Genomic DNA, 12,766 nt, shown 5'->3' with positions numbered 1-12,766 from the left:
CGCGGCGGCCCCCTCCTTAATCCTCCCTTGAAGGGGGAGGAGACAGAATGGCGGTTACTCCTCCGCCAACCCCTTCAGCATCCGGCGCGTGACGTCTTCCCCGCGTTCCCACGCCGCGTTCTTCCAGTCGTCATGGTCGGGATAAAAGGCGGCGCGGATTTCCTGTTTGATGGCGCGGCCTTCGGGCGAATCGAGCTTGCCATGGACATGGAGCCAGTTGTCGGCGCGCACGGCGTCGATCATCGCCTTCAAGGGCAGCGTGCCATATTCGAGCGTGACGCCGCTGAGCGTGATGCCGGGCATGGCGCGCTCGATGCCGGTCAGCGTGTCGCCGGTCAGGACCGAGGATGAGGAATCGCCGCTGGCATAGGAGGTCGCCTCGCCGCCGAACCAGTCCTCGATGCGCGCGAAGGCCGGCAGGCCCGGCGCATGGCCGTTCATGATCTCGCCATAGCCATAGGGTCCGAGCCCGCTATGGAGATCGATCACCGCGACCTGGCGCGCCTCGTGCGCGATCTCGCCCGCGAGCCGGGTCAGGACCTGGTTCGACCAGCTCGGTGCCAGGCCGCCATAGAACACGCCCTCGGCATGGACGTACTGGCCCGCCGTGATCGCGGCCTGCAGCGCCGCATCGCCATGCTGCGAGCCATAGGCATAGAGCCGCTCGTCGGCTTCCTGGCGCTGCCCGGCCGTCCAGGAACGCGGGCAGATGAAATTCCTGAGTTCCTCATAGGCGCGGTTATGCGGATGGGGCCGTGCGTGATCGACGAAATTCCGGTTGAGATCGATGTTGCTTTCGTTGGTGCGCCGCAGCCAGGCGAAGCCGAAGGGATTGAGCGCATGGAGCATGATGACGCCGACGCCGTCAGGCAGCCTGCGCAGGACACCGCTCTCGAGCAGCCCGACCTCGATGCCGGATCCCAGAAACCCTTCGACGCCGTGGGTTCCCGACTTGATCAGCAGGATCCGCTCCGCCCGCTCGGGCCCGAACCGCGCGATGTCGGTGAAGAGCGCTTCGCCGCCCGGCCCGCTCGCGGGATTTTGATGAGAGGTCAAGCGGCCGCCGGTGGCCTTCGCCGCGGCCAGGAACTTGCCGCGCGCCTCGGCGTAGTGGACTGAAAAGTAAGTCGATGCGGCCAAAACCGGTCTCCGGAAAGGGGCAGGGTGGGCGCCACTTTCGACCAGCGGTGCGGACCCGGCAAGGGCTCTTGCCGCCGTTGGAGCGGAGGCTGTCGAGGGCCATACTCAATGACAGGGAGATCGGATTCACGAGGCGCCCGACCATGACAAGCCGTTCATTATCCAACCGGTTCAGGACATTGCGGCGTTGCGTGGTGGCCCTGGGGTTGCTCGTCGCGGTCGCGCTGATGACGCCCGGCGCGGCATTCGCGGACCAGAAGGATCCGCGCCTGCCGGAACTGTTCGATCTGCTCAAGAAGGCGCCCGATCCCGGTGCCGCGCAGCAGGTCGAGGGGTTGATCTGGACCTTGTGGTTCCATTCCGACAATCCCGAGGTGCTGAAGCTGATGAACACCGGCGTTGCCGCCATGTCCGCCTCGGATTTCAAGATGGCGATCGACGCCTTCACGCAAGTGACGCAGATCGCGCCCGATTTCGCGGAAGGCTGGAACAAGCTCGCGACGGTTCACTACCTGACCGGCGATTATCGGGATTCGTTGGACGAGATCGGCCATACGCTCGAGCTCGAGCCGCGCCATTTCGGCGCCCTCTCCGGGCTGGGCCTGGTCCAGGTCGAGCTCGACCATACCGAACAGGCGCTCGACGCCTTCGAGCGGGCGCTCGAGGTCTATCCCCTGATGCAGGGGGCCCGCATGAACGCCGACACGCTGCGCAAGCAGCTGCAGGATAAATCGATCTAGCCGGCGTTCCGCCGCCCGATTCGCCCGGAAAGAATTCCCCGCTCAATCTTGCCGCGATCGCGCCACGCATGTCACACTCCGCGCCTTGTTCTGGAGTTGAATCATGCGTCCTTTCTGGATCGCGTTTGCCCTGATTGCGTTCTGTGTCACCCCTCGAGCGGAGGCCGCCGACGTGCAGACGATCCTGACCCAGCGTCTTCAAGGCTATTACGACGCGCAGAAGGCGGGCGACATCGACAAGGCGCTCGGCTTCTTCGCCAAGGAGCAGCAGAAGCTCTTTCGCGGCGAGATCGGCGACGATCCCGACAAGCGCAAGATGGCGTCGGACTGGATGCAGAAGACGGCGCCGAAGAGCTTCACGGTCCAGAAGGTGACCGAGGACAAGGCCGCCCACACCGCCAGCCTCTATACCGTCAACGAGATGCTCGACGACGAAGGCAAGCTCGCCCATGTCGAGATGCAGACCGACTTCGTCAAGGAGGGCTCGGTCTGGGCCATCACCGGCACGATCTTCGGGATGAATCTCGATGCGATCAAACGCGCCAACAACGACGACCCCGAACCCGCCGATGCCTATGACGACAGCACGTCGCTCAATATCGGCGGCCCGATCCGGCGCGTGGCGTTCGAGAAGGATTACACGCTGATCGTCATCCGCGTGCTGGACGAGGAACATGACCTGTTCCTGCCGCCCAAGGCCAAGCTCAAGGCCATGGGCATCGACCCGGCCAAGCTGACCGAAGGCACCATCGTCAGCGGCGACGGCGCCACCAGCCGCAACGACGAGTTCAAGCACCGCATCGATTCGCTGGAGATCCAGCAGGACTCAGCAAACTGAATTTCCGCTGATCGCCGGCGTCACTTTGCCGGCACCGCCGCCTTGACCGAGGCCGTCATGCCGCGACCCAGCGGCACCAGCCGGACCTCGATGCCATGGACCGCCGAGCTCTCGCCCATGTCGCTCTTCTGGCCAGGATTGAGGCTGTTGATGTTGGCGTGACTTCCGCTTTGCGCCTTGGGCCAGCGGCTCTTCGAGCCCAGCAACACGCCGGGCGGTATCAGCGCCGCCACCTCGACATTCATCTCCAGCCGCCCGGTCTCGTTCTCGAGTCGCACGCGATCGCCGGTCTCGATCCCGAGCCGCGCCGCATCCTCCGGATGGATCGTGATCCGCTCCGGCCCCATCTTCGTCTGGATCGCCGGATCGTTGCCGTAGGTCGAATTCATCAGCCAGGGCGAGGCGGGCGACAGCAGGCGGTAATGGCCGGCCGCCGGTCGCGGATCGACGGTTGCCTGCGGAGCCGCCGGATGACCGTCGGCCGCGGCCGACGGGCTGGCGATCTCAATCTTGCCGGAAGGGGTCGGGAATTTGCCGTCGGCGAACTGCGAAACGGGCTGTTCCCAGACGTCGACCGTCGCTTTCGCTTTTAGTTCGCCGAAGCCGCCGGCGACGCCACAGGCTTTGGCGATGCGATCGAGGATCGGCGCGTCGGACTCGGTGAGCGCCGGTTCGCTATAGCCCATCGCGGACGCGAGGCGGCGGAAGATCTCCTGATTGGGCAAGGCCTCGCCCATGGGCGCGATCGCGCCAACCTGCGCCGACAGGGTCAGGTCGAAATAGGAGGAGACGATGTCGTCGAACTCGAGGAAGCTCGCCGCCGGCAGCACGATATCGGCGAGCTCGGCGCTGTCGGTGCGGAAGAGATCGATGACGACCGTGAAGAGATCCTCGCGCTTGAGCGCGCGATGCAGCCGCGCCTGGTCCGGATTGGAGGCGGCGATATTGATGTTCCAGCAGATCAGCGCCTGGATCTTGTCGGGCGCCTCGAGCGTCTCGCAAAGATCCATATGGCTGACGGCATGGCGCGGACGCGTACGCAAATCCGCTCCCTCGATATCCCCGCCATCGACGCCCTTGCGGGCGCCGCCATTGAGGAAGAGGAAGCCGGCACCGGGCTTGCCGAGATTGCCGGTCGCCGGCGGCAGGAGGCCCACGGCGCGGAAGATGTTGCCGCCCAGCGGCTGGCGGCAAAGGCCCTGGCCCAGCCAGAGCAGCGACGGCCCGCGCCCATAGATGCGCGCCGCCTGCTCGATCAGCGCGGCCGGCACGCCGCTCTGCGCCTCGCCCCAGGCGGGCGTGCAGGCATCGAGCTGCGTCTCGATCTCTTCCCAGCCGATGCTGTTGCGCGCGAGATAGTCACGATCGAGCAGTCCCTCGCGCCGGATCACATGCAGCATGGCGAAGGCCAGCGCTGCGTCGCTGCCGGGGAAGGGCTGCAGATGGAGATCGGCCTCGGCCGCGGTCGCATGACGGACGGGATCGACCACGATCACCTGGCCCGGCGCTTCCTTGAGCCAATGCTTGTGCGCATGCGGCGCCGAATGGGACGGGTTGGCGCCCCAGAGCATGATGCAGGCGGCCTCCTTGGCCATGCGCGGATCGAAGCCCAGGCCCGAGGTCCCATAGAGATAGCCGAAGGCGACATGGGCCGAGAGATTGCAGATCGAATCCGGCTCGACCTCGCTGGCGCCGAGCTTGTTGAAGAAGCGCATCGGGAAGGCCGTCGCCAGCAGCGAGCAGGTGCCGGTGTAGTGGCAATGAAAGATCGGCTCGGGACCGCTCTTGGCGACGATGCCCTTGAGCCGGCCGGCGACGATCTCGAGCGCTTCCGCCCAGGAGATCGCCTGGAACTCGCCTTCGCCCTTGGGGCCGACGCGCTTCAGCGGCTGCATCACCCGCTGGCGGGGATCGCGCCAGGCGCCGTTATAGGCGATCGCGCATTTGCCGCAGAGGGCACCGCGGCTCACCCGGTGGTCGGGATCGCCCAGCACCTTCACATGGTCGCCCCGCCGCACCACCGCGATGCCGCAGGCGTCGTAGCAATCGCGCGGGCAGGTGGTGCGGATGATGGTCTTTTCGCCGGCCATGGAAGGGCCCTCTCCTGCCGCTTCGCCGTCTTTTTGGGCGGCAATACGAGTCTAGGGGTTGAAGGGCCATGGCGGCAAGCCGCCTCGCCATGCGGGCGCTTCTCGACTAGACTCGCGGGCATCCTCCCAAGCGGTTCGCGATTGGCCTGATTTTCCAAGGCGCCGCACGCATCCCCAGCATCCGGCCCGTCCTGATCCCTCATGACCCGCGATCCAAATCCTGAGCGCAAGACGCTGATCGGCGCCCTTTATGCGCTGGGCTGCTTCTGTCTCTGGGGCCTCAACCCGGTCTATTTCAAGACGGTCGCCTCGGTGCCGGTGATCGAGGTGCTGGCGCACCGGGTGGTCTGGTCGGTGCCGTTCCTCGTCATTCTGGTCGCCCTGGCGCGGCGCTGGCCGCATGTGGCCGATGTGCTGCGAAACCGGCGCGCCCGCTCGATCCTGATGCTGACGGCGCTGATCCTCGCCACCAACTGGTCGCTCTATATCTGGGCGGTGGCGAGCGCGCAGATCGTCCAGTCGGGCCTCGGCTATTACATCAATCCGCTGGTCAACATGCTGCTGGGCACCTTCGTGCTGCGCGAGCGGTTGCGACCCTGGCAATGGGCGGCGGTGGGCCTCGCCAGCGCCGGCGTGCTCAATCTCGCCCTCGCCTATGGCCAGTTCCCTTGGCTCGCGCTCAGCCTGGCGGTGACCTTCGGTGTCTACGGGCTGTTGCGCAAGATCGTGGCGGCGGAGAGCCTCGACGGGCTGATGGTCGAGACGCTCCTCCTGCTGCCCTTCGCGCTGGCGCTGCTGATCTATCTCGCGGTCATCGGCGCCGGCAGCTTCGGCATGGTCTCGAGCCATCTCGATTTCATGCTGATGCTGGCGGGACCGGTGACCGCGGTGCCGCTGCTGCTGTTCGCGGCCGCCGCGAGGCGATTGCGCCTGGCGGCGCTGGGCTTCTGCCAGTATCTCTCGCCCACCTTGCAACTGCTGTTGGCGGTCGTCGTCTATGGCGAGCCCTTCACTCAGGCGCATCTGGTGACGTTCGGCTGCGTCTGGGCCGCGATCGCGATCTACAGCGTGGACTCGCTACGCGCGCGGCGGTGAGGGAAAGAGCGCTCGTCGCTTTATTTTTCCTCTCCCCCTCCCGTCTTCAGGAGGGGGAGAGATGCTATGGGACGCGCTCCATCGGTTGGTTTTGCAACACCAATGGGTGCATCACTTCGCCGCCCACCCCATAGCATCTCTCCCCGCTGACGCGCGGAGAGGGTGCATCTTCCGAATCCCGAGAGACGAATGAAGGAGTGGGAGGGGACCTACTTCTTCTTCGGCTGCCGGAACTCCAGCGTCGCGCCGGGTGGGCGTCCAGGTGTGTGCAACTTCGAAACGCGCATCGACCTTCTCCAGATGGAAGAGGATGAACTTGCTGTGCTTGTCGTAAACTCAAGTCGAGTTGGGCCGGCCGATCACCACTCAGCTCGATGCTTACGGGCGGACCATTCGCGAGAGCCGTACACTCGGGGCGGCGACCATCTCGGTCTCCTACCAGTACGATTTGTTGGGCCGGCGGATCGGCATCACGGACAATGCCGGCAACCAATGGACCTACACTTATGATTCCCTGAACCGGAAAACAGCGACTTCCGATCCCGATCTCGGCAGTTGGGCCTACCAATATGACAATGCCAACCGGTTGATGCAGTCGACCGACGCCAAGGGACAAATCACCCGCTTCACCTATGATCGTCTTGGACGCATGCTGACCAAGACGGTGCTCTATGGCACCCCCCAGGCCGCAACCACGACCGACACCTATGACGAGGCGCGCGCCGGCTTCTACAATGTCGGCCAGCTTACGACGGCAGCCAACGCCGCCGCGACGATCCGCTACAATTACGACCAGGCCGGCCGGCTGACGAAGCAGGACTACGTCCTGAGCAGCACGACTTACACCATCACCCAGGGCTTCGACGCCGGCGATCGGTTGCTGTGGCGGCTATATCCCGATGGCGACAGCGCCGGCTCGGCCGCGAGCCCGCTTCTCTATGATGCCGCCGGTCGCCTCAAATCCGTGCCGGGGCTCGTTACGACCACGGTCTATAACGCCCGCGGCCAGACCACGAGCCTGACCCGCGCCAACGGCGTGGTGACAACTTATACCTACCAGGACTCCCGCGGCTGGCTCACGGACATCGATGCGCTGGCTGGATCGACCGTTCTGCAGGACATCAATTACGCCCGTAACGCGACGGGCCGCATCGGCACCACCACCTCGAGCGTGACTGGGGAGAGTTGGACTTACGGCTACGACAATCTGGATCGGCTGCTCACCGCCACCAATACCAACACGCCAACCCTGACCCAGACCTTTACCTACGATACTGTCGGCAATCTCACCTCGAACTCGCTGATCGGGACCTACACTTATCCGGCGACGGGATCGCCAAGGCCCCACGCCGTGACCTCGACTCCGCTGGGGGCCTACGGCTACGACGCCAATGGCAGCATGACGACAGCGCCGGGTGATACGCTTACCTACGATGGCGAGAACCGTCTCATTTCGGTCAACAGCGTTCAGTTCGTATACGGCCCCGACGGGGCGCGCCTGAAGAAGATCAATGGCGCCACCACCACGATCTATCTGGGCGCCGACATCGAGATCGCCGGCTCGACTACCACCAAGTATCTGCCGGGCGACGCGAGACGAGCCGGCCTTGGCACCACCGACTGGGTCCATCGTGACAATCTAAGCTCGTTCCGGGTCGAGACCGGTAACACCGGCGCCATTGCTTGGCGCGCGAACTATCGACCCTATGGTGAGCGGCTAGTGTCAGTTTCGGGTGTAGCCGAGAGCAAGAGTTACATCGGTGAACGTCTCGACGACGAGACCGGGTTGCTCTACCTCAACGCCCGTTATTACGACCCGGTCCTAGCTCGGTTCGTCCAAGCTGATCCGTCGGATCCTAGCCAGCCCAGCGTTGGACCCAATCGCTATGCATATGCGTTGGGCAATCCGATTGGCGCGATCGATCCGTCGGGGCTGATGTCAGGTACTCCTGCACCACCCGCCTTCCAGATCAACATCATCCTGCCCAGCTATTGGCAGTACACGCATATGGCTCTTCCGGAGGTTCCAGTCGGGAGTTCCGGTTTCGGGTTCGGTTATCTGGATGGCGTCCAGGCAAATTCTGGGAGCTGGAGTCTGAGTGCTCTGGGGCAAGGTCTTGTGTCTTCGTTCTCCGATTTCTTGGGATCTCCCAGCCATTATTTCGGCGTGACGATACCAGTTCAAATCGGTAACGGATTGAGTGGCTGCGGTGCTCTGTGTGATCCGGCCTTTCAGATGTCGATTGGGGATGTTCCCGGTGCGGCTCTATTTCAGGGGCTGCGTGCCTTCGCTGCGCTTGGACGTGCGGGAGAAGGCACTCTTCTGGATGCGAGCCTGATACGATACAGCCAGAGAAGTGTGGGCTCCGACTGGGCAGAAATAGCAAGCTCCATGGAATCAGTGGGTTGGCAAGGTAAAGCTATTGATGTCGTTCGTATGCCTGACGAACTCTTGACGTCGCTCGATAACACCCGTCTCCTTGCAGCTCAGGAGACTGGAACCAACGTACTTGCAAATATCAGGAACTTTTCTGATCCAATCGGTGATGTGGTAGGGAGATTCTCGAATCGCTTCGGTGTGCCAGCGACATGGGGCGATGCCGTGACATTTAGGATACAGAACCAAGGCGCCCTGTTCAGCGAAACGTATCCGATGGGTTCGCCGTTTACTGGAGCTCCATGACTGGGTGGAATCGGATGCGCATAATCGATGGCGAGGTTAGAAATGACAGAAGAATGGTTGGAACCGTGGCGCCGCGTTAGCGATGAACAGCAACGCTTGAATTTAGAGGCGGAACTCGAAAAGGAAATTTGTGAAGGCCATGTGCTTTCAGGCTTGCCTCGACATGTCCTTGCAAAGAGAGACGATCAGGACGACGTCCTCGTCTCCTTGGAGAACGGAGAAAATGGTCGCGTGGCGGAGGTACACTTGACCTGGTCAAGCAGCAAGGAAATGGACACAAGATGGCCGAGGACCCTGCTGTTTAATTCTATCGGAGAGTGGCGAATCGCGAGAATGAAATCTATGTACGAAGAATCAGATTCGGCGTAGTGCTGGTGTATTTCCAAATTCCGCAGGCAGTAAACTCAGTTACCAGCCCGTCAGTGAACCGCGCCGGGTTTGCCGGAGGCTCCAACTCCTGAGAGGATGGAGCCATGACAAGCAAGACGACGAACAAGTTTTCACCCGAGGTCCGGGCCCGTGCGGTTCGGATGGTTCTGGATCACGCGAGCGAGCACCCCGCGCCATGATCGAGAGCTCACCCATATTCCTTCGGATTCCCGCCGCGGGCAGCTTCCTGCCCGAGCGGGCTTCACGATCCGAGGTGGCGATGACCCGCCGCATCCCATGGCTGCCATGCCGAGGGAGAGAATGGGCTCGCCACGTCGGAGCCTCGCTGCCGATGCGCATGGCTGCATCATGGTTCGGGTCCTCAGCGGCCCACCGAATACAAGGTTGTGGCGCGAGGTCTCGCGCCCGGGCACCGGCTCCCCTCGGATCACCAATCACGGAGACCCAAATGATCTTGACAGAGCCCACAGTCGCTCACCCTGCCCTCTCCCCCGCTATGCGGGTGGAGAGGAAAGAGGAGAAGAGCGCGTCTCTATCCATCCACCCAGGCGATGCGCAGCACGTTGGTCGATCCCGGCGTGCCGAAGGGAACGCCCGCGGTCACCACCAGCCGCTGGCCCGCCTTGGCGAAGCCTTCGGTCAGCGCGATGCGGCAGGCCTTGTCGACCATCTCGGAGAAGCTGCGGATCTCGGCGGTTTCCATGCAATGGGTGCCCCAGACCAGCGACATGCGCCGGGCCGTCTCGCGCTTCGAGGTGAGGCAGAGGATCGGCACCTCGGGGCGCTCGCGCGCGGCGCGGAAGGTGGTCGAACCTGATGTCGTGTAAGTGACGATCGCGGCGGCCGAGATTGTGTGGGCCACCTGCTGCGCGGCATAGGTGATGGCGTCGGCGGCGGTCGCTTCGGGCTCGGGGCGCTGGGCCGCCAGGATGCGGCGATAGAGCGGATCGCGTTCGACGCGCTCGATGATGCGGTTCATGATCGAGACCGCCTCGATCGGATAATTGCCCGATGCCGTCTCGGCCGACAGCATCAGCGCGTCGGCGCCGTCATAGACGGCGGTGGCGCAGTCCGAGGCCTCGGCGCGGGTGGGTGCGGGCGCGCTGATCATCGATTCGAGCATCTGGGTCGCGACCACCACCGGCTTGCCCTTGAGGCGGCAGGTCGCGACGATGCGCTTCTGGATCGAGGGCACGTCCTCCGGCGGCATCTCGACGCCGAGATCGCCACGCGCGACCATCGCCGCGTCGGCGAGGTCCAGCAATTCCTCGAGCCGCTCGATCGCCGAGGGCTTCTCGAGCTTGACCATGATGGCGGCGCGGCCCTGCACCAGGCGGCGCGCCTCGGCCACGTCCTCGGGCCGCTGCACGAAGGAGAGGCCGATCCAGTCGACGCCGAGATCGAGCGCGAAAGCGAGATCCTTGCGGTCCTTCTCGGTCAAGGGCGAGAGCGGCAGCAGCACGCCCGGCAGATTGACGCCCTTGCGATCCTTGAGCCGCCCGCCAAGCAGGACGGTGGTATCGGCATAGCCCTGGCCGGTGCGCTCGACCTTGAGCTTCAGCCGGCCGTCGTCGATCAAGAGATCGGCGCCGGGTGTCAGGGCGGCGAGCACCTCGGGATGCGGCAGGCGCACGCGCGTGCTGTCGCCCAGCCGGTCCTCGAGATCGAGGCGGAAGGGCTGGCCGCGTTCGATCTGCGCTTCGCCGCCAGTCAGCGGACCGATGCGCAGCTTCGGCCCCTGCAGATCCACCAGGATGCTGATGGGGCGGCCGGTATCCTGCTCGATCTCGCGGATCACGGCATGGCGCGCGCGATGATCCTCATGCGTGCCATGGCTGAGATTGAGCCGGAACACATCGACGCCGGCATGGAACAGGGCCAGAAGCTGCTCGCGGGTCGAGCTGGAGGGCCCCAGGGTGGCGACGATCTTGGCCAGGCGGTTACGTCTCATGCGCGCAACTCTACTTTCGGCTTTGTTACCGCTGAAAGCGTCCTTGCGTTCAAGGGGGGCCTTCAAGCGGGGGGCCTTCAAGCGGGGGCCTTCAAGGGAGATCAGCGAACCGGGAGGCCGCGCCGCCCCCAGGCGGGGGCAGCGAGCAATGCCATTACCCTAGCCGCTTCCCGATCAGGATGGCGCGGAAATCATTGACATTGGTGAGGGTGGGACCGGTCTTGACCAGGTCGCCAAGTGCCTCGAAGAAGCTGTAACCGTCATTGTTGGCGAGGAAGGCCTTGGCATTGACGCCTTTCGCCCAGCCCCGGGCCAGGCTGTCGGGGGCCATGAGCGCGCCGGCATTGTCCTCGGTGCCGTCGATCCCGTCGGTATCGCAGGCGATGGCATGGATATCGGGATGGCCATCGAGGGCGACCGCGAGTGCCAGCAGAAACTCGGCATTCCGCCCGCCGCGTCCCTGGCCCCGGACCGTGACCGTGGTCTCGCCGCCCGAGAGCAGGACCAGTGGCGGCTCGCCGGGCTGCCCGTAGCGCGCGGCCTGGCGCGCGATGCCGGCATGGACGAGCGCCACGTCGCGCGCCTCGCCCTCGATCGAATCGCCGAGGATGAGCGGCGTGATGCCGGCGTTGCGCGCGGCCTTGGCCGCCGCCTCGAGCGCATCCTGCGGTCGCGCGATCATGATCGTGTGCGCGCGCGCGAAGCGCGGGTCGCCCGGCTTGGGCGTCTCGTCGCGGCCGCGCCTGAAGCGGTCGATGACGGCGGGCGCCTCGGTGATCTTGTATTTCTCGATCACCGCCAGCGCGTCGGCGAAGCTGGTGGGATCGGGCACGGTCGGGCCCGACGCCACCACGGAGGGATCGTCGCCGGGCACGTCGGAGATCAGCAGGGTCACGACCTGCGCCGGAAAGGCCGCGGCGGCCAGCCGCCCGCCCTTGATCGCCGACATATGTTTGCGCACGCAATTCATCTCGGCGATGGTCACGCCATATTTGAGCAGCGCCTTGTTCATCGCCTGCTTGTCGGCGAGCGTGATGTCGGGTGCGGGCAGCGACAGCAGTGCCGAGCCGCCACCCGAGATCAGGCAGAGCACCAGATCGTCGGCGGTGAGGCCCTGGACCTTCTCGAGGATGCGCCGCGCCGCGTCGCGGCCGCGTTCGTCGGGCACCGGATGCGAGGCCTCGACGATCTCGATCTGCCGGCAGGGCGCGCCATGGCCGTAGCGGGTGACCACCAGCCCTTCGAGCGGGCCCTGCCAATGGCGCTCGACCGCGGCCGCCATCGCCGCCGAGGCCTTGCCGGCGCCGACCACGATGGTGCGGCCCTTGGGCGGGGCGGGGAGATGCGGCGGCACGGCCTGCATCGGATCCGCCACCGCCAGCGCGGCGCGGAACAGGCTCAGCAGCAGATCGCGGGGGGCTTGAGACATCGGGAGCGGTCTCGACGGTTGGTGCCTGTCTAGAGAATCAGCCGCGGCGTTCGCTGTAAAGCCGGGCGATCAGAATGCCCGCCAGCACGACGACGCCGGCCAGGATCTGCCAGGGCGTCAGCCGCTCGCCGATCAGGAACCAGGCGAAGAAGAAGGTCGCCACCGGATTGATCAGCATGCTGACCGAGGAGAAGGCCACGGGCAGATGGCGCAGCGACCAGGCGATCATGCTCTGGCCGCCCACCTGGGAGATCCAGGCAAGGCCGATCAGGATGGCCCAGCCTTCGAGGCTGGGCGGGATCAGGCTCTCGCGCGAGACCAGGGCCGCGATCAGCATGACCACGGTTCCCGAGATCGCGGTCCAGCTCATGACCTGCGCGGTCGAGAAGCGCTCGCGCGCGGTCTTGATG

9 protein-coding genes are annotated in these 12,766 nt (G+C 64.8%); 4 read left to right on the top strand and 5 right to left on the bottom strand.

The features are described from left to right. Positions 1 to 54 precede the first annotated feature (54 nt). Complete coding sequence (locus ACREE8_RS24890; protein ID WP_431575718.1) at positions 55 to 1,140, bottom strand: M14 family metallopeptidase; 1,086 nt, start codon at positions 1,138 to 1,140, stop codon at positions 55 to 57. A gap of 143 nt (positions 1,141 to 1,283) precedes the next feature. Here ACREE8_RS24890 and ACREE8_RS24885 point away from each other — a divergent pair, with 143 nt between their 5' ends. Both ACREE8_RS24885 and ACREE8_RS24880 read left to right on the top strand, forming a co-directional pair. Further along, positions 1,284 to 1,880: a tetratricopeptide repeat protein gene (locus tag ACREE8_RS24885; RefSeq protein WP_431575717.1), complete on the top strand. Its 597-nt coding sequence runs from the start codon at positions 1,284 to 1,286 to the stop codon at positions 1,878 to 1,880. Between the two features lie 103 nt (positions 1,881 to 1,983). Continuing rightward, positions 1,984 to 2,718, top strand: coding sequence for a hypothetical protein (locus tag ACREE8_RS24880; RefSeq protein WP_431575716.1), 735 nt, complete (start codon positions 1,984 to 1,986; stop codon positions 2,716 to 2,718). A gap of 20 nt (positions 2,719 to 2,738) precedes the next feature. On the opposite strand, the gene ACREE8_RS24875 is transcribed toward ACREE8_RS24880, so the two are convergent. Next, positions 2,739 to 4,808, bottom strand: a complete 2,070-nt coding sequence (locus tag ACREE8_RS24875; protein WP_431575715.1) for a molybdopterin-containing oxidoreductase family protein — start codon at positions 4,806 to 4,808, stop codon at positions 2,739 to 2,741. Between the two features lie 201 nt (positions 4,809 to 5,009). Between ACREE8_RS24875 and rarD the strand changes: the two genes are divergently transcribed. Together rarD and ACREE8_RS24865 are read left to right on the top strand one after the other, a co-directional pair. Further along, entirely contained in the window at positions 5,010 to 5,903 is an 894-nt protein-coding gene (rarD, locus tag ACREE8_RS24870) for an EamA family transporter RarD (protein ID WP_431575714.1), read from the top strand. Between the two features lie 346 nt (positions 5,904 to 6,249). Further along, complete coding sequence (locus tag ACREE8_RS24865; RefSeq protein ID WP_431575713.1) at positions 6,250 to 8,586, top strand: RHS repeat-associated core domain-containing protein; 2,337 nt, start codon at positions 6,250 to 6,252, stop codon at positions 8,584 to 8,586. 922 nt (positions 8,587 to 9,508) lie between these two features. Here ACREE8_RS24865 and pyk read toward each other — a convergent pair. The 3 genes from pyk to ACREE8_RS24850 all read right to left on the bottom strand — a co-directional run. After that, positions 9,509 to 10,927, bottom strand: a complete 1,419-nt coding sequence (gene pyk / locus ACREE8_RS24860; RefSeq protein ID WP_431575712.1) for a pyruvate kinase — start codon at positions 10,925 to 10,927, stop codon at positions 9,509 to 9,511. Between the two features lie 154 nt (positions 10,928 to 11,081). Further along, positions 11,082 to 12,356: a glycerate kinase type-2 family protein gene (locus ACREE8_RS24855; protein ID WP_431575711.1), complete on the bottom strand. Its 1,275-nt coding sequence runs from the start codon at positions 12,354 to 12,356 to the stop codon at positions 11,082 to 11,084. A gap of 37 nt (positions 12,357 to 12,393) precedes the next feature. Further along, positions 12,394 to 12,766, bottom strand: a 373-nt coding sequence (locus ACREE8_RS24850) for a DMT family transporter (protein WP_431575710.1), incomplete at its 5' end; no start/stop codon positions are given.

It is taken from the genome of Hypericibacter sp. (assembly GCF_050729195.1).
In the GTDB taxonomy this organism is placed as follows: Bacteria; Pseudomonadota; Alphaproteobacteria; order Dongiales; family Dongiaceae; genus Hypericibacter.
This window is presented reverse-complemented; position numbering and strand designations above follow the sequence as displayed.